At 60.3% G+C, this 23745-nt stretch carries 13 protein-coding genes; 11 read left to right on the top strand and 2 right to left on the bottom strand.

The features are described 5' to 3' along the window. Positions 1 to 524: 524 nt before the first annotated feature. The 10 genes from PseuLF5_RS28055 to PseuLF5_RS28010 all read left to right on the top strand — a co-directional run bounded on the left by PseuLF5_RS28055 (position 525) and on the right by PseuLF5_RS28010 (position 21678). Positions 525 to 2048, top strand: a complete 1524-nt coding sequence (locus PseuLF5_RS28055; protein WP_085689500.1) for a fumarate hydratase — start codon at positions 525 to 527, stop codon at positions 2046 to 2048. A gap of 200 nt (positions 2049 to 2248) precedes the next feature. Beyond that, positions 2249 to 6760 (top strand): SpvB/TcaC N-terminal domain-containing protein, encoded by a 4512-nt coding sequence (locus PseuLF5_RS28050; protein WP_340135112.1) that lies wholly within the window; start codon positions 2249 to 2251, stop codon positions 6758 to 6760. A gap of 68 nt (positions 6761 to 6828) precedes the next feature. After that, on the top strand, positions 6829 to 9525 hold the full coding sequence (locus PseuLF5_RS28045) for an RHS repeat-associated core domain-containing protein (RefSeq protein ID WP_340135111.1): 2697 nt from the start codon (positions 6829 to 6831) through the stop codon (positions 9523 to 9525). Between the two features lies 1 nt (position 9526). Further along, positions 9527 to 12271 (top strand): RHS repeat domain-containing protein, encoded by a 2745-nt coding sequence (locus tag PseuLF5_RS28040; protein ID WP_340135110.1) that lies wholly within the window; start codon positions 9527 to 9529, stop codon positions 12269 to 12271. Positions 12272 to 12340: 69 nt separating this feature from the next. Next, positions 12341 to 14989 carry an RHS repeat-associated core domain-containing protein gene (locus tag PseuLF5_RS28035; RefSeq protein WP_340135109.1) on the top strand — a complete coding sequence of 883 codons (2649 nt, stop codon included), beginning with the start codon at positions 12341 to 12343 and terminating at the stop codon, positions 14987 to 14989. 84 nt (positions 14990 to 15073) lie between these two features. Continuing rightward, positions 15074 to 16834, top strand: coding sequence for an ATP-binding protein (locus PseuLF5_RS28030; RefSeq protein ID WP_186746799.1), 1761 nt, complete (start codon positions 15074 to 15076; stop codon positions 16832 to 16834). After that, positions 16834 to 18162, top strand: a complete 1329-nt coding sequence (locus PseuLF5_RS28025; protein ID WP_128614923.1) for a sigma-54-dependent transcriptional regulator — start codon at positions 16834 to 16836, stop codon at positions 18160 to 18162. The genes PseuLF5_RS28030 and PseuLF5_RS28025 overlap by 1 nt, the downstream gene beginning before the upstream one ends. Positions 18163 to 18544: 382 nt before the next feature. Then, positions 18545 to 19864, top strand: a complete 1320-nt coding sequence (locus tag PseuLF5_RS28020; protein ID WP_340135108.1) for an MFS transporter — start codon at positions 18545 to 18547, stop codon at positions 19862 to 19864. Positions 19865 to 20391: 527 nt separating this feature from the next. Continuing rightward, on the top strand, positions 20392 to 20877 hold the full coding sequence (locus tag PseuLF5_RS28015; protein WP_340135107.1) for a hypothetical protein: 486 nt from the start codon (positions 20392 to 20394) through the stop codon (positions 20875 to 20877). Positions 20878 to 21048: 171 nt separating this feature from the next. Beyond that, positions 21049 to 21678 (top strand): flavin reductase family protein, encoded by a 630-nt coding sequence (locus PseuLF5_RS28010; protein ID WP_123466337.1) that lies wholly within the window; start codon positions 21049 to 21051, stop codon positions 21676 to 21678. A gap of 4 nt (positions 21679 to 21682) precedes the next feature. Here PseuLF5_RS28010 and PseuLF5_RS28005 read toward each other — a convergent pair whose 3' ends face one another. Both PseuLF5_RS28005 and PseuLF5_RS28000 read right to left on the bottom strand, forming a co-directional pair. Beyond that, entirely contained in the window at positions 21683 to 21925 is a 243-nt protein-coding gene (locus PseuLF5_RS28005) for a hypothetical protein (RefSeq protein ID WP_340135106.1), read from the bottom strand. A 43-nt stretch (positions 21926 to 21968) separates the two neighbouring features. Continuing rightward, the gene (locus PseuLF5_RS28000) at positions 21969 to 22322 is read right to left on the bottom strand and encodes a putative quinol monooxygenase (RefSeq protein WP_123466335.1); all 354 of its coding nucleotides are present in this window, start codon (positions 22320 to 22322) and stop codon (positions 21969 to 21971) included. Positions 22323 to 22660: 338 nt separating this feature from the next. Here PseuLF5_RS28000 and PseuLF5_RS27995 point away from each other — a divergent pair, with 338 nt between their 5' ends. Continuing rightward, positions 22661 to 23590: an AraC family transcriptional regulator gene (locus PseuLF5_RS27995; RefSeq protein ID WP_123466332.1), complete on the top strand. Its 930-nt coding sequence runs from the start codon at positions 22661 to 22663 to the stop codon at positions 23588 to 23590. Positions 23591 to 23745 lie beyond the last annotated feature (155 nt).

The following is a 23745-nucleotide window of genomic DNA, read 5'->3' as shown; positions in this document are numbered from 1 at the left end:
AAGCTGCACAGTGGACACCTCTTCCCAAGACACAGGTCATCTCCTTAGTGATGAGCAATGTGCCTATTAAAAAGTGTCCACCATGTCTCCGAACACCTGTCCACCATGTGTCCGGTACATACACTCCCGGAGGGAGAGGGGACTGACCGAGTGGTTTATCCGAGGTACGCCGACCTGAAACATCGCGCCGAACTCAGGTTTGAACAGCATGAAGATCGGACCCTTCCCTGAGTCGAACTCAGGTTTGAACAGTATGAAGCTCGGCCCCCTCGCCCCTGGTGAGATGGCTCGGGTGAGGGGATAGCTCTTGAAGTGCAAACCCGCTGTCCGATATTCGCCCACCCATGCGACCAACGAATGACTGCCGGCGCGTGTACGCCCCATCGAGGCGCGGTATACTGCCGCGCCTTTTTAGCGTCGCGCCAGCAGCCCCGGCGTGCCTTGAAAGGTGCTTGCGACCGACCGATGCACCCAAGCCGCAGGCACCTTATTGAATGTTCCCGTCTTTTAGAGGAGCGCGACTCATGACCGTGATCAAGCAAGACGACCTGATTCAGAGCGTTGCCGACGCCCTGCAATTCATTTCCTACTACCACCCCGTGGATTTCATCCAGGCGATGCACGAAGCCTACCTGCGCGAAGAATCGCCAGCGGCCCGTGACTCGATGGCGCAGATCCTGATCAACTCGCGCATGTGCGCCACCGGCCACCGGCCGATCTGCCAGGACACCGGCATCGTCACCGTGTTCGTGCGTGTGGGCATGGACGTACGTTGGGATGGCGCCACCATGAGCCTGGATGACATGATCAACGAAGGCGTGCGCCGCGCCTACAACCTGCCGGAAAACGTCCTGCGTGCCTCGATCCTCGCCGACCCGGCGGGCGCTCGTAAAAACACCAAGGACAACACCCCGGCAGTCATCCACTACTCCATCGTCCCGGGCAACACCGTGGAAGTGGACGTGGCAGCCAAGGGCGGCGGTTCCGAGAACAAGTCGAAAATGGCCATGCTCAACCCGTCCGACTCGATCGTCGACTGGGTACTCAAGACCGTTCCGACCATGGGCGCCGGCTGGTGCCCACCGGGCATGCTGGGCATCGGCATCGGCGGCACCGCCGAGAAAGCTGCGGTGATGGCCAAGGAAGTGTTGATGGAATCCATCGACATTCACGAGCTGAAGGCCCGTGGCCCGCAGAACCGCATTGAAGAAATGCGCCTGGAGCTGTTCGAGAAGGTCAACCAGCTGGGCATCGGCGCCCAGGGTCTTGGTGGCCTGACCACCGTGCTCGACGTGAAGATCATGGACTACCCGACTCACGCCGCCTCCCTGCCGGTGTGCATGATCCCGAACTGCGCCGCCACCCGTCACGCGCACTTCGTGCTCGACGGTACAGGTCCAGCCTCGCTGGAAGCGCCACCGCTGGACGCCTACCCGGAAATCGTCTGGGAAGCCGGCCCGTCGGCTCGCCGCGTCAACCTCGACACCCTGACCCCGGAAGACGTGCAGAGCTGGAAGCCGGGCGAAACCGTCCTGCTCAACGGCAAAATGCTCACCGGTCGCGACGCTGCGCACAAACGCATGGTCGAGATGCTGAACAAGGGTGAAACCCTGCCGGTAGACCTCAAAGGTCGCTTCATCTACTACGTTGGCCCGGTTGACCCGGTCGGTGACGAAGTGGTTGGTCCGGCGGGCCCGACCACCGCAACGCGGATGGACAAGTTCACCCGGCAGATCCTCGAGCAAACCGGCCTGTTGGGCATGATCGGCAAGTCCGAGCGCGGCCCGACCGCGATCGACGCGATCAAGGACAACAAGGCCGTGTACCTGATGGCCGTCGGTGGCGCCGCGTACCTGGTGGCTCAGGCCATCAAGAAGTCCAAGGTGCTGGCATTCGCCGAGCTCGGCATGGAAGCGATCTACGAGTTCGAGGTCAAGGACATGCCGGTCACCGTTGCGGTGGACAGCAAAGGTGAATCGGTGCACATCACCGGTCCTGCGATCTGGCAACAGAAGATCAGCGAAAGCCTGGCGGTCGAAGTGCAGTAAGCGCTTCGCCCTATGAAAACGGCCGGCTCATCCCCAGGGATGACCGGCCGTTTTTGCATGTGCAAACCCAATGCGATAAAAAACCTGCCAAAGCATACAAAATGTTCTTGCGCACCTGTCAGATCTGACAGGTTAATTCCAATGCCATTCTTGATAGCGTCAATCCATTCACGCCAACCCCGTGCGCAATGGATTCGAGCATGCCTGACCGACAAGAACTGAGCATCACCACACCTGCCATCGCCAAAAGCGCATCGCTCGCCACCATCGGTAAAAGCTGGGGCGCCGTGGGGCCGACTGGCGCGGCATCGTTCGAGCTGCCGATCCCGACCTCCCCCGGCCGGGGCTGGGATCCACAGTTTTCGCTGAGCTACAACAGTCAGAGCGGCAACGGTCCATTCGGTCTGTCCTGGCACTTGGGCGGCGTGGGTCAGATCAGCCGCCGAACCCATAAAGGTGTGCCGCGTTACACCGATCACGACGAGATCATCGGCGTCGATGGGGAAGTGTGGATGCCAGAGCTGGACGAGGATGGCGAGCTCAAACTCCGTGAAGAAAGCACCTACAACGGCGTCAACATCGGCCCGCACAGGGTGGTGCGCTACTGGCCTCGAGTCGAAAGCGATTTTGCCTTGCGCGAGCGCTGGCAGCGCCAGACCCGAGAAGCAGATCCACCGGTATTCTGGTTGATACACGGCGCCGACGGCTCGCTACACCTTTACGGCAAGACCGAAGCCACACGGCTCGCCGATCCTGAGGCCCCAGGGCGAATCGCCAGCTGGTTGCTGTGCGAAAGCATGAACGCCCGTGGCGAACACATCTGTTTTGAATACAAGGCCGATGATCAGGATCCCGACCCGGTGCATGACTACCGTGCCCAGCGCTATCTGCGCCGTGTGTGCTACGGCAACTTCACCGCCAGCAGCCATCTGTACAGCTGGACGATCGACAATCCCGCCGAACTCGACTGGCACTTTCAGTTGCTGTTCGATTACGGCGAGCGCAGCACCGCGCTGGCCGATGTACCGGACTACGATGGCGCAACGGTGCAACCCTGGCTCACACGCCAGGACCCGTTTTCGACCTACGGCCGAGGCTTTGAACTGGCGACCCGCCGGCTGTGCCGGCAAGTCCTGATGTTTCATCGTTTCAGCGCTGACCCGGCGATCAGGCCAGCGCTGGTGCGTCGCCTGTTGCTGGAATATTCGACGCCTTCCAGCGACTGGTCTTTCAGCCAGATCAGCGCCGCCCATTATCAGTCTTATGATGCCAGTGGCGGCGTCGAAAACAGCCCGCCCGTGGAGTTCGAATATTCAACGTTCGACATCAATCGCACCCCCACACGCCTGCTCGAAACTGATAACCAACCCGGTGTGGAAGACGGCGGTTTCTACCAGTGCGTTGACCTTTATGGCGAAGGCGTGCCGGGTTTTTTGTGTCGCTATGATCAGTGCTGGTATTACCGTGAGCCACTGCGCCAAACCTCAGGCACCGATGAAATCGGCTACGGGCCATGGCAGGCGCTGGACAACATGCCGTTGGGCGATCGCAAGCGCCCGGTGCAACAACTGCTGACGGACCTGACCGGCGATGGCCGCCTCGACTGGATCAGCGCGCAACCGGGTATCAGTGCGTTTCGCGCACTCAATGCACAGCGTGAATTCGCCGACTTCGTCCCGTTCAATGCATTTCCACTGGAGTTTTTCCACACGCTGTCGCAACTCGGTGATCTGAGCGGCGACGGGCTCAGTTCACTGGGGTTGATCGGGCCGACCTCGGTGCGCCTCTATGCCAACCGACGTGAGGAAGGCTTCGCTCCCGGCGAAGAAGTGCTGCATGTGCCCGTCGATGACCACCTGCCGTTGTTCAGCAACTCGCCCACTGAACTGGTGCTGCTGGGCAACCTGCTCGGCAGCGACATGCCTGAGCTGTGCCGTATCCGTCATGACGAAATCAAATGCTGGCCGAACCTGGGGCACGGCAGGTTTGGCGAAGGCCGGGTGATCAGCGCCCTGCCCTTTGAGTACGAAACGTTCGATGCATCGCGGGTACGCATCGCCGACCTCGATGGCAGCGGCGCCCCTGCGCTGATTTATCTGCAATCGCAGGGGTTCGAGATCTACCGCAACCGTGGCGGGAACGGGCTGGAACAAACGCCGATCAGCGTGCCATGGCCTGAAGGCGTGCGCTACGACCGTTCAAGCCAGGTCAGTTTCGCCGACCTGCAAGGGCTTGGCTGCGCAAGCCTGATCCTGACGGTGCCACACATTACGCCGCAGCACTGGCGCTACGATTTCGTCGCCGCCAAACCCTATCTGCTGACCGCGAGCAACAACAACATGGGGTGTAGCGCCAGCGTGGTTTATCGCAGCTCGGCGCAAGAGTGGCTGGATGAGAAACAACGCACACTGGCACTCAAACAACTGCCGATCTGTCATTTGCCGTTTGCCGTGGCCGTGGTCAAACAGCAACGGCAACTGGATGAAATCACCGGCAATTGCCTGACCCAGAACTTCCTTTATCGCGAGGGCGTCTACGATGCCAGAGAGCGTGAGTTCCGCGGGTTCGGCCAGTTGCAACAGACCGACAGCGAACGTGCCGGCGCCGATGACGAGAGCGGTTTTACGGCGCCGGTACGGGTCTGTACCTGGTTTCACACCGGACAATCCATGGATCGTTCGCGTGCGCCCTATTTCAATGGCGATCACCAGGCATGGCCGCTGGGCAACACCCTGTTCAGCCGCTATCACGTCACCGACGAATGTGATGAAACCATCACGCCGCATGATGCCGACACCGAGTACGAAATCGCTCGGGCACTGGTGGGGTCGGTCATCCGCAGCGAAACCTACGCCGAGGACAGCTTCGATGCCCCGGGCATTGCCAGCCCTTATGCGGTGCAGGAGAACCGCTACCTGGTGCGCGAAGTCCGCGCCCAAGGCCAATACGCCTCAGCGGTAATGCTGCCGCTGGTGCTGGAAAGCATCAGCTACCAGTACGACACATTCATCGACGATCCGCTGTGCCGCCACGACCTCAATCTGCGCTGGGACGCCCACGGTTTGTCCACCCATGCACTGACCGTCAACTACGCGCGGCGCCTGACCGAATCGGACACACCGCCGTTCACCGATGTGGATGAGCAACAGTGGTGGCGCGATGCGCACGATGCAGCGCAGCAATCCTTCTATCTGAGCGAAACACGCTCGACGTTCATTGACCTGACTGATCAGCCGCAGCAGTGGCGGCTCGGTTTGCCGTGGCAACAGCGCAGCAATGCACTGGTGTTGCCCAAAGGCTCGCTACCGCAAGGTTTGACAGCGCAACAGGTCAGTTATGAGGACATGATCGCGCATCAGGATTCGGCCTACTGGGATGAACAGCGGGTACTGACAACGCAGTCAGTGCAACGTTACGTGAAGCCCAATGGGACGCTGCTCGATGACGGGCAGGCCGATTTTGTCGCACTTGCCGGGCCACTGGAGCTGGCGCAGTTGGACAAGACCGCGCTGCAGGCTTACGACGTTTTACCGCCGCCCTTCGATATTCGCGACGAACTGAAGAGAATCGGTTACACCGCGATGCCGCTGTTGTTTGAGATCGAGCCGCCCATCAATACCGAACAAGACCTCTGGTCGGCGCACTTCGGCTACGCCACTTATGCCGACCTCAGCGGTTTCTACAAAGTGCGCAGCTACCGCGAAACGCTCAGCCATGGCGCGACCCAAGCCGAATACGACGACTACAACCTGGCGATCATCCGCGTCGAACTGCCGGATCACTGCACCACGCACATCGAGTACGACTACCACGCCCTGCTGCCGCAGCGCATCGTCGACGCCAATGAAAATATTGAAGAAGTGATTTACGAGCCTTCCGGACAGCCGCTGGCCAGCAGTTTTCACGGCACCGAGCGCGGCGTCGCCGCAGGTTTCAAGTCCCTGAGCGAATTTATCCGGCCAGAAGATCATCGCCCGGACCCGGCCATTGAAGCCCCCGAAGACGCGGTGCAAAAAGCCGCGAGCACGCTGCGCAAGGACTTGTTCAGCTGGATGGGCCAAGTGCCGGCGGACGCAGTTGCACTCCCCGAATGGGTCGCCCGGGGATACGTGCTGCCCAGCGGGCATATTCGTGCCAGTGCTCGCCGGCAACTGGCGCAGCGCACGGTGCTGAGCGCTGCGGAACAGGCGTTGCGCGAAGTCATCGCCAGTGCTCACCGCGAACCGGTGCACAGCGTGATGCTCAGCGCCGATCGCTACCCTGACGACGAAATCCCGGCACAGATCCAGATCATCAAAGCCTGCGTCGACGGCTTCGGCCGTGCCCTGCAAACCCAGCAACGGGTCGATCCGGGCAAGGCGTATGCGGTCGACGCCGACGGCGCGCTGATCGTCGAGGATGGCCAGTTCGTAGAAGTCGACGCCGACCCGCGCTGGCGTATCAGCGAGCGTGTCGAATACAACAACAAGGGCTTGCCGGTGCGTCAGTTCCGACCGTTTTTCGCCGACACCCATGGCTACGTCAATGACCAGTCACTGCGAGAGCTCGGCTATTTCGATCAACTGTTCTATGACCCGTTGGGCCGGTCCATCAAGCTGATTAATGCGCGTGGCGACTTTTCCCGCGAAACCTACCACCCCTGGTACCGCGCCAGCGAAGACTTCAACGACACCGCCGAGCCGTCACCGCCCGCCAGGTCGCCACGCTCATGACTGCCAATGTGCATCGACGCACGCCGGCGCTGGCCGTGAACGATGCTCGCGGCCTGCCGGTGCGACAGGTGGCCTACCTGCGCACGGTGGCGGATGACACGCCCGCAGCCTTGGCCAGCCGCCAGCATCACGACCCCGCAGGACGGCTGATCGAGCAATGGGATCCGCGCCTTTCAGTGCCCTGTCGGGTTTCGGTTCCCGGCCTCGACGGCTCAGCGCTCAAGTCCGACAGCGTCGACGCCGGCTGGCGCCTTCACCTGCCCGGTCTGGCCGGCGAGCCGTTGCAACGCTGGGACGAGCGCGGTACGCGTTGGCGCACGACCTTCGATAAGCAACTACGGGTGATCGCACTCAGCGAAAACGACGAGGCTGATGTCGATGTGTTTACCTACGCCGATGCCAGCGCCGATGCTGCTCACAACCTGCGCGGCCAGCTGCTGACACAAAAAGATCGCTCGGGCACGCTAAGCACGGACAGCTTCGCCCTCACCCGCCAGGCGCTGACGCAGACCCGGACCTTCGAGGATGGCGAAGCCTTCACCAGTCAATGGCGGTTCAGCCCGCTCGGTGCGCTACTGGAGCAGACCGATGCCGGCGGCCATCGGCAACGCTCAAGCTACGGCCTGGCCGGACAGCTCAAACAAGTGCATCTGCGTGTCAGCGGCAAGACTGACTGGCAGCCGGTGTTGCTGGATATGCAGTACAACGCTGCCACGCAGATCATCGAGCAACTGGCCGGCAACCGGGTGCGCAGCCGCTGGACCTACGCCTTGGCGGACGGGCGTCTGCACACTCAGTCGAGCCGTAAGGAGGCCGGCGAGGTTCTACAGGACTTCGAATACTTTCACGACCGGGTCGGCAATATCAGCCGCATCGAAGATCACGCGTTCCAGCCCGTTTACTTCGCCAACCAGCTCGTCAATGGCCACCGTGATTTCAGCTACGACTCGCTCTATCGGTTGACTCGCGCCACGGGGTACGACGACGCCCCGCCCTCAGACATTCCCGGTCTGCCACAGCCGGGCGATCCGAACAATCGCCTCAACTACACCCAGACGTACCAGTATGACTGCGGCGGCAACCTCATCGAACTGCGCCATGCGCGAGCCACGAATGCCTACACCCGGACGATGCGCATCGACCCGCAGAGCAATCGCGGGGTGCGCTGGAAACCGGGCGATCCGGAGCCGGTGTTCGATAGGCTGTTCGACGGCCATGGCAATCAACAAGCCGTGCAGCCCGGCCAGAAACTGCAATGGAATGTTCGCGACGAACTGCAACAGGTGATCCTGATCCCTCGCGAAAACCAGCGCAGTGACGCTGAGCACTACACCTACAGTCAGGGCGCGCGGGTGCTCAAATACCACGAGACTTTCACCGCAACCGCCGAACACTTTCAGCAGGTGCGCTACCTGCCAGGGCTGGAAATCCGCACCAGAGACAACGGTGAAGAGTTGCACGTCATCAGCCTCGTTCACGCGCGCTGCCTGCACTGGGCGCAGAAAAAACCCAAAGACGCCGACGCCGACCAACTGCGTTACAGCCTCGACGATCACCTCGGTTCCTGTGTGATGGAACTCGATCAACAGGCCGGGCTGATCAACCACGAGGGCTATTACCCTTTTGGCGAAACGGCGTGGATGGTCGGCGAGCATGAGGTCGAGGTGAGCTACAAATTCATCCGTTATTCCGGCAAGGAAATGGATGTCAGCGGTTTGTACTACTACGGCGCACGCTATTACGCGCCGTGGTTGCAGCGCTGGGTCAGTGCGGACACAGAGCAGGCAGATGGCCCGAATCTTTATGCGTTTGTGGGCAATAACCCGATGCGCTATATCGATCCTGACGGCAACGCGCGTGCGGAAACCCTGATTATGGTGACGTCGGACTTTATTTCAGTCATCAATGCTTATTCCACACAGGTAGTGGACCAGCTGCATAACATCCTCCATCCGCTTGGCCTCAACAGAACCATGGTACTGAGCCTGGTCGTCGAAACTGGGTATTGGTATACAGCCACCACACAGAGTGGAAGTCTCGGCAGCGGATTTGTCGACGGCATTATTCCGCCTCCGACTGAAGTCGCCGCCTATCCGACGGTCGGGGGAGTTTCCGGCGGCAATGCCGCCGGCGATCTCGCAGCGAAAATGCTCGATCCAGTGACGGAAAGTGTCGGGATCAATTTAGGTCCACTGATTCCGCAGACCTCGCAAATGTCTGTCAGCGCCATTGACAAAAGTTTGGGCATTGACCGCCCTGTCAAAGAGATCGAATCGTGGAAAGACATAAAGAGCGAATTGATAAACCCGGCGCTCAACGCTGTACTCAACCCTGAGTTTCTCATCGGCAGGGTGCTTGGCGCAGCGATATCGATCGTCCCGCACTTTCTGAGTCTGTTTAAAAAAGCGCAGGATGCCGAGGACATCAAAAACCGGCTTGACCCCGCGAAAATCGAAAAAATCGAGAACATGCTTAATGAATGGAAAACCGCAGTAGAGCAACGCGCAGGCTGGGCAGAGAGCGCATTTGACGTGCTGGGCACTGACGTCATTTTGCCCGCCGAGATGCTGCCCAACGTGACCCATATGACCTCCGGGCAACGGTTGGCGCCGATCACTCGCGCGGGCATGCGCCAACAAACCAATGCGGCCTTGCGCCACATTTCACGCGCCCAGGCCATGGTCGGCTGGTACAAGGAAATGGGCACCACGGACAATCAGTTTTTGTTGAAGCAGGCGCGTGCCAACAAGAAAAAGGCGGCCTGATATGGCACTGTCCGAGCTCGCGAGGATGACCCCTTCAGTGCATTGGCATACGCCGACGCTGCGCGCCCATGACCCTAGGACGCTACCGGTCAGCGACGTCGCGTACTTGCGCAATGCGGCCGGTGATGACACTGAGCGCCAGACCACTCGCCGCCAGCACGACACTGCCGGGCGCCTGGTAAAGCAGTGGGATCCGCGCTTGCCTGTGCCGTGCCTGACCACGGTTTACCGCCTCGACGGCGAGGCGCTGAAAACAGACAGCGTCGACGCCGGCTGGCGCCTGACCTTGCCGGGGCTTGCCGCCGAACCACTGCAGCGCTGGAGCGAACGCGGTGACCATTGGCGCACGACATTCGATGAACAACTGCGGGTGCTGGCGCTCGCCGAAAACGACCAGCCCGATGTCGATGTATTCATCTATGCCGACGCTACGGCTGACGCCGGACACAACCTGCGCGGCCAGTTACACACACTGAAGGATCGCTCGGGCACGCTGCACACAGGCAGCTTTGCCCTCAGCGGCCAGCCTCTGCAAGAGCGCCGTACCTTTCACGATGACCAGGCATTCACCCATTACCGGGTGCTCAGCCCGCTCGGCACGTTACTCGAACAGACCGACGCCGGCGGTCATCGGCAACGCTCCCGCTACGGCGTGGCCGGACAACTCAAACAGGTCCAGCTGCAACTGAAAGATCAAACCACATGGCGGCCGGTACTGCTCGCTGCGCAATACAACGCGGCCGCACAGATCGTTGAGCAACGGGCCGGCAACGATGTCATCAGCCAATGGAGCTACGACCCTGCCGATGGTCGTCTGCGAAGACAATCGGCGCAGAAACAAGCGCAGGCACCCCTGCAGGATTTCGAATACGTTTACGACGCCATGGGTAACATCACCCGCATCGACGACCACGCGTTTACCCCGAGTCATTTCGCCAATCAGCGCGTCGATGGCCGTCGCCATTTCAGCTACGACTCGCTGTATCGGCTGACCAGCGCCAGCGGCTACGACGATGGCCCGCTCACCGACATTCCCGGCCTGCCAACCCCGACCGATCCGATCAACCGCCTCAATTACACCCAGAGCTACCGGTACGACGCCGGTAACAACCTCATCGAACTCAAACATGTCCGGGCCGGTGCCAATCACACGCAACAGTTGAGCATTGACCCGCACAGCAACCGCGGCGTGCGCTGGGCGCAGGGGCAACCGATTCCGGATTTCGACACACTGTTCGACCGCCATGGCAATCAGCAAGCCGTGCAACCGGGGCAAGCCCTGCACTGGAACGCGCGCGATGAATTGACCCGCGTCACCCTGATCCACCGCGAGGACGGTCGCCACGACGCCGAGCATTACCGCTACAGCCAGGGCCTGCGTGTGTTCAAGCGCCACCAGACTTACACGGCCAACACTGAACACTTTCATCAAGTGCGCTACCTGCCGGGGCTGGAAATCCGCACCCGCGACAATGGCGAAGAACTGCACGTCATCAGCGTCGGTAACGCACGCTGCCTGCATTGGGCACAGAACAAACCCAAGGGCGTCGACGACGATCAACTGCGCTACAGCCTCGACGACCACCTCGGCTCCTGCGTGATGGAGCTCGATCAACAGGCACAGATCATCAGCCACGAAGGGTATTACCCGTTTGGCGCCACCGCCTGGATGCTCAAGTACCCGGCAGACGGGATCGACTACAAAACCGTGCGTTACTCAGGCAAGGAGATGGATGTCAGTGGTTTGTATTACTACGGCGAACGCTACTACGCGCCATGGCTGCAGCGCTGGCTCAGTGCCGATCCGGCGGGAGCCGTCGACGGGCTGAATCTGTATGGGTTCGTCGGCAATAACCCGCTGGTCTTCATTGATAACGACGGCACCAGCAAAGACACGCCTGACAATGACCGACAGGACATCGAAGACTACACAAAAGTGCTGGATACCTTGGGAATCGAGATGCAGGCCATGGATGTTCAACTGAACAACCTGTTCAGCAACGGGAGTATCGGAAAACGCTTTGCGGTGAACACTGCCTATCACCTGACAAAAGCGGGTGCGAGTACAAGCGCTGCCGCTCTGGTTTCCAGTATTGCTCCCGGCGTGCCTTTGGTCCCAACGATAGCCAGTACTATCGTGAGTAAAGTTGTGGAGAAGCTGAGTATTTACAAAAACTTCTCGACCCCCATTTTGCCTGACCCTCGGAAAATCAATCCAGAAAGCCTGCATACCGAAGCCACGGTGGGTGTATTGAACCGACCGCTGCAATTCGCCAAAAAATTTGTCATGGGTTACGACCCACGCAGCGGGCAGGGAAGAAAACAAATCGCTTCAGTCGTCACTTCAACAGCACTTGGGCACGTGGGCGTGCCCGCTGCAAGTGAACTGATGGCAATCGCCCAATCAGGGAGCGATGTCGCTGCCGCAGTGGTGGGCCTGCAAGACTCGACCATCGACGATTTAGAGCGAGGTCTCGGCCTGATTATCGACCTCCTGAATCAAGACCGAATTGAAGTCAACGCCGCGTTCGCTCGATTGGAGATCAACGAATTCTATTCCGAAGGTTTTCTCGGATCATTGAATTACACCTACGACATGTTCACAAAAAATGTTGGCACCAGCCAGGGCGGGATGATCCGTCGGGATGAGATTCAAGCGCAAATATCGGTACGAATCGCACAAGCCAATCGCAACCTTGAACTGATTGGAAGGTATCGCCAGTACAACGCACAACGAGCAGCCTAGAACACGGGGATCGCAGCCCCCACAACATCCGGGAGCAACGGCAGGCGAAGGGATTACTGGAACCAGCATATGAATAGATCACCGCACTTTCGTACGCCCGACCTGTACATCCATGATCCTCGGACCTTGCCGGTGAAGCGTGTGGCGTACTTTCGTCAGGTAGCGGATGGCGTAGTGGAACGTCTTGTTACCTGCCAGCACCACAATGCAGCGGGACAGTTAGTCGAACAGTGGGATCCGCGGCTACCGCGGGCTAGCCTCGTCACGTCTTACAGCTTGCCCGGCACACCTTTGAAAATCGACAGCGTTGACGCCGGATGGCGTCTGCACCTTGCCGGGATGGCCGGTGAAGTGCTGGATCGCTGGGATGCACGCGGCAGTCATTGGCGCATGCGCTACGACCGTCAGTTGCGTGTCGTGGCGGTCGCAGAAAACGACGAGGTGGATGTCGAAATATTTACCTACGCCGATTCCACGGCTGACCCCGGGCACAATCTGCGCGGACAACGGCAGGAACAGACTGATCCGTCAGGCACACTGCGCCTGCCCAGCTACAGTTTGTCCGGTCAGGCACTGGAGCAAACCCGCCGCTTCCATGATGCCGAGGCATTCACCACGCGCCACGCCTTCAGCCCCTTGGGCGCAGCATTGGAGCAAATCGACGCCGCGGGTCACCGGCAACAATGGCGCTACGACCTCTCGGGGCAACTCAAACAGGTCCACCTGCAACTGAAAGATCAAACCACATGGCGGCCGGTACTGCTCGCTGCACAATACAACGCGGCCGCACAGATCGTTGAGCAACGGGCCGGCAACGATGTCACCAGCCAGTGGAGCTACGATCCTGCCGATGGCCGTCTGCGAAGACAATCGGCGCAGAAACAAGCGCAGGCGCCACTGCAGGATTTCGAATACGTTTACGACGCCATGGGTAACATCACCCGCATCGACGACCACGCGTTTACCCCGAGTCATTTCGCCAATCAGCGCGTCGATGGCCGTCGCGATTTCAGCTACGACTCGCTGTATCGGCTGACCAGCGCCAGCGGCTACGACGATGGCCCGCTCACCGACATTCCCGGCCTGCCAACCCCGACCGATCCGATCAACCGCCTCAATTACACCCAGAGCTACCGGTACGACGCCGGTAACAACCTCATCGAACTCAAACATGTCCGGGCCGGCGCCAATCACACGCAACAGTTGTGCATTGACCCGCACAGCAACCGCGGCGTGCGCTGGGCGCAGGGGCAACCGGTTCCGGATTTCGACACACTGTTCGACCGCCATGGCAATCAGCAAGCCGTGCAACCGGGGCAAGCCCTGCACTGGAACGCGCGCGATGAATTGACCCGCGTCACCCTGATCCACCGCGAGGACGGTCGCCACGACGCCGAGCATTACCGCTACAGCCAGGGCCTGCGTGTGTTCAAGCGCCACCAGACTTACACGGCCAACACTGAACACTTTCATCAAGTGCGCTACCTGCCGGGGCTGGAAATCCGCACCCGCGACAATGGCGAAGAACTGCACGTCATCAGCGTCGGTAACGCACGCTGCCTGCATTGGGCACAGAACAAACCCAAAGGCGTCGACGACGATCAACTGCGCTACAGCCTCGACGACCATCTCGGCTCCTGCGTAATGGAGCTCGATCAACAGGCACAGATCATCAGCCACGAAGGGTATTACCCGTTTGGCGCCACCGCCTGGATGCTCAAGTACCCGGCAGACGGGATCGACTACAAAACCGTGCGTTACTCAGGCAAGGAGATGGATGTCAGTGGTTTGTATTACTACGGCGAACGCTACTACGCGCCATGGTTGCAGCGCTGGCTCAGCGCCGATCCGGCGGGAGATGTCGACGGGCTGAATCTGTATGGGTTCGTCGGCAACAACCCGATTGTCCATGTCGACCAGACAGGCACGTCCAAAGTCATTTTCAACCTGGTCAAGAAAGCCGTCGGGCTATTCGATAAAGCCAAAACGGCGGCAGACCAGCTACACAATCTAACCCGCGAATTCGATGGCCTGGTTCCCGAAGGCGCCGACATTGAAGAACTGCGCAAGAGCATGACGTTCGGCAAGTTCATCAAGTCCAGGCCCGGCATCAAATCGGTCTTTTATGGTGTCGGCAAAGGTATCGCCATTGGCAGCGTCATCGGCACTGCGGTCCCCGGGATCGGCAATGCCATCGGTACAGGCGTCGGAGCGATCGTCGGTGCAATCGTTTTCCCGTTGCTGCGTTACCACTTTTTCAAGAAGGGTTTGAAGCTGGCGCAAACGCTGCACACGCAGGAACTCAAGGATGGCCTCAATACAGCAGGCGAGACGGTGTCCAGCGTGGTCGACGGTGCAAAAGACCTGATCAACGGGGGGACAGCCCTGATCGACGGCATCAAGAATTTCACCGACAACCTCAACACCTACGCGGCACCTGTTCAGGATCTGTTCTATGCGCAACTGAGGGCACTGGACGCTGAAAAGCAACGTCAGGTATTGAAGCTGGCGAGGACCGGTCTCGATCCGTTCGACGCCATCGACAAGGTCATGGAGACTGCTCAGGCGCTACTCGACGCTCCCTGCGCGGCAGTGGGCGTGAGCGAACGCCTGCAACAACTGGAGCGCTCGATCGCCGACGAACCGAGACCCAGACCCATCCCGAAACCCCGGTTGAATCTGCCACGCCGGCAAAGTCAGCTTGAAACGTTTGTGTGACCCGTGCGGCCGGCGCGAACAGCGCGCCGGACCCGTCCGGCCCATGCTATCTTGCCCGCCCGACCTGCCATCCATCTGCCCAGCATGCTGCCGACTTCCCGTACCTTGCGTCTGTCGTTGTATACCCTGCTGATCATCGCCGGCGCGGCCATTGCCGCGACGCTTGCCATCCGCCACGCCGAGCGCCAGGCGCTGGAAGAAGACGCCGCCCGCGCCAATCAGCAACTGGTGCTCTACGCCAACTCGTTGCACACCCTGATCGACCGCTACCGTGCCCTGCCGGCGGTGCTGGCGCTGGATCCGCAGTTGCGTGCGGCGCTGGCAGGTCCCGTGGATGCCGAGGAACAATCGGCGCTGAATCTGAAACTGGAAAAGATCAACGGCGCGGCGCAGTCCTCGACCCTTGAACTGCTCGATCACACGGGCCTCGCCGTAGCGGCCAGCAACTGGCGTCTGCCGAGCAGTTACGTCGGTCACAACTACGGTTTCCGTCCTTACTTCAACCAGACCCGCACCCAGGGCAGCGGGCGCTTTTATGCGGTAGGCGTGACCAGCGGCATTCCCGGTTATTTCCTCTCCAGCGCCGTGCTCGGCGACAAGGACGAGTTCCTCGGGGCGATGGTGGTCAAGCTGGAATTCCCTGAACTTGAGCGCGAATGGAGTCAGGGCACTGACACCCTGCTGGTCAGCGATGCCCGCGGCATCGTCTTTATCGCCAACCAGCCCGGCTGGCGCTATCGCTCGTTGCGGACGTTGAACAGCGCCGATCTGGCCGAGATCAAGGCCACCCGTCAGTACGATAAACAGGCGCTCGTACCCTTGACTCATCTGTCGCTGCGGCGCTTCGATGACAACAGCGATCTGCGCCGGGTCGAAGGTCCGCAAGGCACTGCGGATTATCTCTGGGAATCGCTGCCGCTCAGCACCGAAGGCTGGACCCTGCATCTGCTGCGACGCCCGCAAGTGGCATTCGAAGACCTGCGCAACGCCGGCCTGGCCGCCGCCGGAGTGTGGCTGGCGCTGGTGTTTCTGCTGCTGTTCCTCAACCAGCGCTGGCGTCTGGCGAAGTTGCGCCAGCGCAGCCGTGAAGAGCTTGAACAGTTAGTCGAAGAGCGCACCCGAGACCTGCGCACCGCGCAAGAGGGGCTGGTGCAATCGGCGAAACTCGCCGCACTCGGGCAAATGTCCGCCGCCCTTGCCCACGAGATCAATCAGCCGCTGACCGCTCAGCGCATGCAACTGGCGACCCTGCGCCTGCTGCTCGATCATGGCCGCGTCGACGACGCCTACAAGGCGCTCAAACCGGTGGACGAGATGCTCACGCGCATGGCCGCCCTCACCGGGCACCTGAAAACCTTCGCGCGCAAAAGCCCAAGCGGGTTGCGCGAGCGGCTGGATCTGGCGACGGTGGTCGATCAGTCGCTGCAGTTGCTCGATGCGCGGCTGCGTGACGAACAGGTCAGCCTGGTGCTGCACCTGACCCGCCCGGCGTGGATGCGCGGCGATGCCATCCGTCTCGAACAGGTGCTGATCAACCTGCTGCGCAACGCCCTCGATGCAATGCACGGCAAACCGTGCAAGCGCCTGGAAATCCGCCTGCAAGCCGACGAACAGTTGTGGCGCTTGAGCGTGATCGACAACGGCGGCGGGATTGCCGAAGAACACCTGAGCCAGGTGTTCGATCCGTTCTTCACCACCAAACCGGTGGGCGACGGACTGGGGCTTGGACTGGCGGTCTCGTTTGCCATCGTGCATGAATCCGGCGGCCGCCTGAGCGTCGAGAATGGTGACAGTGGCGCGGTGTTCACCCTGACTTTGCCGATCGATCTGGAGGCGCATATCTGATGCTCAACTCAGTGATGGTGGTCGATGACGAAAGCAGTATTCGCAACGCCGTCGAACAGTGGCTGAGCCTGTCGGGATTCGACGTGCAGCTGTTCAGCCGCGCCGAAGAATGCCTCGCCGCCCTGCCCGCGCACTTTGCCGGGGTGATCCTCAGCGACGTGCGCATGCCCGGTATGGACGGGCTGGCGTTATTGGCCGACGTGCAGAAGCGCGATGCCGATCTGCCGGTGATTCTGCTCACGGGGCACGGCGATGTGCCGATGGCCGTCGAAGCGATGCGCGATGGCGCCTACGACTTTCTGGAGAAACCGTTCAGCCCGGAAACCCTGCTCGGCAGCCTGCGCCGCGCCCTGGAGAAACGTCGGCTGGTGCTGGAAAACCGCGCCCTGCACGAGCAGGCCGATCACCGCGCCCGACTCGACGCGACGCTACTCGGCGTGTCCCGTGGCTTGCAGACCTTGCGTCGGCAAGTGCTGGAGCTGGCCGCGTTGCCGGTCAACGTGTTGATCCGTGGCGAGACTGGCAGCGGCAAGGAACTGGTTGCGCGTTGCCTGCATGATTTTGGCTCCCGAGCGGACAAACCCTTCGTCGCCCTCAATTGCGCGGCGATCCCTGAACAGTTGTTCGAGGCCGAACTGTTCGGCCACGAGAGCGGTGCCTTCACCGGTGCATCGGGCAAGCGCATCGGCAAACTCGAATACGCCGATGGCGGGACGCTGTTCCTCGATGAAATCGAAAGCATGCCGCTGGCCCAACAGGTGAAACTGTTGCGGGTGTTGCAGGAGCAGAAACTCGAACGCCTGGGCTCGAACCAGAGCATTCGCGTGGATCTGCGCATTGTCGCGGCGACCAAACCCGACCTGCTCGACGAAGCCCGGGCCGGACGTTTTCGGGAAGACCTGGCGTATCGCCTGAACGTCGCCGAACTGCGTTTGCCGCCGTTGCGTGATCGTCGCGAAGACATTCCGTTGTTGTTCGACAACTTTGCCCAAAGCGCCGCGCAGCGCCTGGGGCGGACGTTTGCGCCATTGAGCGGCGCGCAGTTGAGTCACCTGCTCAGCCATGACTGGCCGGGGAATGTGCGCGAACTGGCCAACGTTGCCGAACGCCAAGTGCTGGGGCTGGATGAGCCGGTGCAGGGAATCGATCCGGGCCAGTCCCTCGCCGCGCAGCAGGAAGCGTTTGAAGCGCAGTGTCTGCGCGCGGCATTGACCCGGCACAGGGGCGATGTGAAAGCGGTGCTCGAAGAACTGCAACTGCCGCGCCGCACGTTCAATGAAAAGATGCAGCGACATGGGTTGAGTCGGGAGATGTTTTTGGCTGAATGAGGCTGGGTCGGGATTTTTGGTGTGGCCGAGATCCATCCCCCTCACCCCAGCCCTCTCTCCCAAGGGGTAGAGGGAAAGGGAGCCGATCTTTGTGCTATTCAAACCTGAGTTCGACTCGATATCTCAGGCCGGTGCACCTCGAACAATCCACTCGGTCAGTCCCCTCTCCCTCCGGGAGAGGGCCAGGGTGAGGGGCTTCTGATCTTCGCCCCAATGAGCGGAAATCCGCTCATCAAACCAAATCTTTCGGCGATATCCCGCTCACTCAATCCCGTCACCCCCTCTAAACCGGCCCTCCCCCCGTTGGCACAGCTCCTGCTACAGCCCCCGCAGGCTGCGTTTCGACGCGCTCCACAAAAACAATTAAACGAAGGATCCTTCAATGGATAACTCCAACGCCCTGCCTCTTGGGTCGGCGGCCATGCCGGCCAAAGAAAAAACCACAGCCAGCCGGATCAAATCGATCTTCAGCGGTTCTGTCGGCAACATGGTCGAGTGGTACGACTGGTATGTGTATGCCGCCTTCTCGCTGTACTTCGCCAAAACCTTTTTCCCCGCCGGTTCCTCCACCGCGCAACTGATGAACACCGCCGCGATCTTCGCCGTGGGTTTTCTGATGCGTCCGATCGGTGGCTGGCTGATGGGCCTGTACGCTGACAAGGTCGGCCGCAAGAAAGCCCTGATGGCCTCGGTCTACCTGATGTGCTTCGGCTCGCTGCTGATCGCCCTCAGCCCGAACTACGAAACCATCGGTATCGGCGCGCCGATCCTGCTGGTGTTCGCCCGTCTGCTGCAAGGCCTGTCGGTCGGTGGCGAATACGGCACCTCGGCGACCTATCTCTCGGAGATGGCGACCAAGGAACGTCGCGGCTTCTTCTCCAGTTTCCAGTACGTGACCCTGATCTCCGGCCAGCTCATCGCGCTGGGCGTGTTGATCGTGCTGCAGAACGTGCTGACCACCGAGCAACTGTACGCGTGGGGCTGGCGTATTCCGTTCGCCATCGGCGCGCTGTGTGCCATCGTGGCGCTGTACCTGCGTCGAGGCATGGAAGAAACCGAGTCGTTCACCAAGAAAGAGAAGTCCAAGGAAAGCGCGATGCGCACCTTGATGCGCCACCCGAAAGAGCTGTTGACCGTGGTCGGCCTGACCATGGGCGGCACCCTGGCGTTCTACACCTACACCACCTACATGCAGAAATACCTGGTGAACACCGTCGGCATGAGCATCTCCGACTCGACCACCATTTCTGCCGCCACGCTGTTCCTGTTCATGTGCCTGCAACCGATCATCGGTGGCCTGTCCGATAAAATCGGTCGGCGTCCGATCCTGATCGCCTTCGGCGTGTTGGGGACGATCTTCACCGTGCCGATTCTGATGACCTTGCACACGATTCAGAGCTGGTGGGGCGCGTTCTTCCTGATCATGGCGGCGCTGATCATCGTCAGCGGCTACACCTCGATCAACGCGGTGGTGAAAGCCGAATTGTTCCCGACCGAAATCCGCGCGCTGGGCGTCGGCCTGCCGTACGCACTGACCGTGTCGATCTTCGGCGGTACCGCCGAATACATCGCGCTGTGGTTCAAGAGCATCGGCATGGAGACCGGTTACTACTGGTACGTGACGGCGTGCATCGCGGTGTCGTTGCTGGTGTACATCACCATGAAAGACACCCAGAAGCACTCGCGGATCGTGACTGACTGATCGGGTTTGCCCAGCCACTGCAACGGTGGCTGTGAGGGCCCCATCGCTGGCAAGCCAGCTCCCACAGGTTTCGCGTCGTACACAAGGTCTGTGAACAGCGCTGTCATTGTGGGAGCTGGCTTGCCAGCGATTGGGGCGACTCGGTATCAGGTCATTTGGGCAACGCGCTTCTGCGCATACGACGCCCCGACAACCATCACCAACAGAATCCCCGCCAGCACCGCCGACGAACCCCAGGCCCGAATCATCTGCCAGGTAGTCACCGAGCGCGGAGCCGAGGGTGTTGGAGAACAGAATCGCCATCCAAGCGATTAATCGCTGATTAATCCTGCCGCTGCATCCTGCAAACACCTGATCAATGACCTGCGCGACGCTCGCTTCGACGGCGAAAGCGATTTCGATACGCCGGCCTTAATATCAACTTAATTGATTGTTTTTAGCATTAATTTGCGCTTTTTAATCAAATTAACTGGCGTAGCATGAAACCCATGCAAGACACACCCGCCAACGAATCTGGAGTAACCGACATGAAAACCCGACTGATCCTCGCCCTGACCCTGTCCGTACTGGCCGCCAATACCTTCGCTGCCGACGGTTCGGACAAAACCAAATCCGCCGATTTCATTTCCGGCGCCAGCGCCGCCATCGAAACCAGCCACTCGGGCACCTACGCCGCTGACGGTTCTGATAAAACCAGCCTTGGCAAAGCTGTGGCTGCCGACGGCTTCGACAAAACCGGTACCGCCAATGCCATCGCTGCCGACGGCTTCGACAAAACCGGCACCGCCAATGCCATCGCTGCCGATGGCTTCGACAAAACCGGTACCGCCAATGCCATCGCTGCTGATGGCTTCGACAAAACCGGCACCACCAATGCCATCGCTGCCGATGGCTTCGACAAAACCGGCACCGCCAATGCCATCGCTGCCGATGGCTTCGACAAAACCGGTACCGCCAATGCCATCGCTGCCGACGGCTTCGATAAAACCGGTACTGCTGCAGCCATCAGCTGAATATCAGCAGTCCTCCAACAGCCCGGCTTCGGCCGGGCTTAGTCATTTCTGAAGCATCACAAACATCCCCTGCAGGCTCACGCCTTCAGAGGATCAGCGTTTGACTGGAAATACGCGGTGCGCTCTTACACTATGGCGTCTTTAAGCATGCCCTCTTCAGGAACCCCCGCCATGTCCGATGACATCCACTTTTACGAACCCGCCAACGGCCACGGCCTGCCCCACGATCCGTTCAATGCCATCGTCGGCCCGCGCCCCATCGGCTGGATTTCTTCGCAGGATGCTCAGGGCCACTTGAACCTGGCGCCGTACAGCTTTTTCAACGCGTTCAACTACATCCCGCCGATCATTGGTTTTTCCAGCGTCGGGCGCAAAGACAGCCTGAACAACATCGAGCAGACCGGCGAGTTCGCCTGGAACCTCGCCACGCGCCCGTTGGCCGAGCAGATGAACCAGAGCTGCGCAATGGTCGCGCCGCAGGTCAACGAGTTTGAATTGGCGGGGCTGACGACGGTGGCATCAAAAGTGATTTCGGTGCCACGGGTCGCCGAAAGTCCGGTGTCCTTCGAGTGCAAGGTCACGCAGATCATTCAATTGCAGCGCGCCGACGGCGAAACCGTGCCGAGCTGGCTGATCCTCGGCGAAGTGGTCGCCGTGCATATCGCCAAGTGGCTGTTGAAGGACGGCATCTACGACACCGCCGCGGCAGAACCGATTCTGCGCGGCGGCGGACCAGCGGACTATTTTCAGTTGGGGCCTGAGGCTCTGTTCAAGATGTGGCGTCCAGGCGCCAGCCAGTAACGCGCTACCAGACCAACTCGGCGTCAGCAGTGACGCCCTTGAGTTTATCCAGCTCATTGATGGCCGCCTCGTCGGCAGCAATGGCGCCGGGGAACACCTGATCATCCAGCAGTTTGTGAAAGCGTGGTGCACCGCCATCGACCAGGGCCTTGACCGCGATTGCCGCGTGATACCCCTTGTTGCCGCCCAACTCGACGGGGACGACTGCGGAGACTGCTTCGAAGTGTTCGAACTCTTTACGTGCCATGTCATACATCCCGGCTCAGACAAATAAGCCGGACATTAAACCCTCAACCGGCGAGTTTGTGTACCGGCACCGGGCATTGGCCAAGGGCTTGCGCGGCCGACACGTCCTTGAAGGTATGGAAATCCAGACTGTTGACCACCAGGTCCTGCACCAGCTCGGCGAAGATTTCCATCGACGGGCTGTTGAAATAACGGGTCATCATTTGCTGGCTGCTCCAGAAACCGGAGACCAGCCACAACTCGGGATCACACTGCGAATGCTGCAAGGCAAAGCTCAGACAACCGGGGGCGGCACGGGACGGCTCGATCAACGCGCTCAGGCGTACACCGAGTTCCGCCGAGCGTCCGGCGCGCGCTCGAACGAAGGCCATGTGACTGACGGGAATCTGCTTGGACATGTTCAACCCTCCCAGGGAGTCGCGTGGCAGCCAGCGGACGGGCTGCGACAGGATCAAAGGTTAAGCGCCGAACACACCGCGCCGTTAGTCGATTCCTGCCGCCCTGTTGCACAATCCTGCGAGACTGCACACAGGACTTGTAACAACCTGTGAAACCGCGTCACACCATTGTCATACGGCGTATCAAGCAAGTTTGCCGCTCTGCATCCTGCTGTGACTGAGCACGCCGGCAAGCCAATGCAGAATCAGGCAAGCATTTGACAGGATGTGTCTACCGCTCGCGCTTGCACAAACTTAAGCTCTGCTCCATTCCATCTCCCTTGCCGAGGATGCCGTGCATGACGTCATTCGATCGTTTTCAAGCCCAGCCTGATGCCGACATGGAGAAACAGCGCGAAGAACTGGCGGCGATCATCCGCCGCAACACCACCGACGATGGCAGTTACCAGACCGCCGTCGGCTCGCTGTTCATGTCGCGCCACACCCAGTCCCACAACTTCGCTCCGGTGCTCGCGCAGCCGGCGTTGTGCATCATGGCCCAGGGGCGCAAAGAGGTGCGGCTGGCCGACGAGTACTTCAATTACGACCCGCTGAATTATCTGGTGGTCTCGGTCTCGATGCCGCTGAGCGGGCGCGTGGTCAACGTTTCACCGGAAGAGCCGATCCTCGCCGTGCGCCTGGACATCGACCCGGCGGAAATCACCGCACTGATCGCCGATGCCGGCCCGATGGGCGTACCGACCCGGCCCACCGGGCGCGGTCTGTACGTTGAACGCATCGACGGCGCGATGCTTGACGCCGTTCTGCGCCTGGCCCGCTTGCTCGATGCACCGAAAGACATCGCCATGCTTGCGCCGCTGATTCGCCGCGAGATTCTCTATCGTCTGCTGCGCAGTCCGCAGGGTCATCGTTTGTATGAGATCGCGATTGCCAACAGCCAGAGCCACCGCATCAGCCAGGCGATCAAATGGCTCAACGGCAATTTCGAGCAACCTTTGCGCATTGATGATCTGGCGAAAGAAGTGAACCTCAGCGTCTCGACCCTGCATCACCGCTTCAAGGCGATGACGGCGATGAGTCCGCTGCAGTATCAGAAGCAGTTGCGCCTGCAGGAAGCGCGGCGCCTGATGCTGGCCGAGGGTCTGGAAGCCTCGGCGGCAGGATATCGCGTGGGCTACGAGAGCCCGTCGCAGTTCAGCCGCGAGTACAGCCGCTTGTTTGGCGCGCCGCCGTTGCGGGATCTGGCGCGGTTGCGGCTTTCAGTGTGACCGTTAGAAGCCCCTCACCCTAACCCTCTCCCTGTATGTACCGGAGACATGGTGGACACATGTTCGGAGACATGGTGGACGGTTTTAGATCTTCTTACCTGCCGTAACGATCTGCAAGTTCAAGTCGATTCGGGCGATGCGATGTCTACTCCAGT

The sequence above is a fragment of the Pseudomonas sp. LF-5 genome, assembly GCF_037626295.1.
GTDB classification, from domain to species: Bacteria; Pseudomonadota; Gammaproteobacteria; order Pseudomonadales; family Pseudomonadaceae; genus Aquipseudomonas; species Aquipseudomonas monsensis.
Note: the sequence above shows the minus strand (reverse complement) of the source record. Positions and strands in the feature narration are given on the sequence as shown.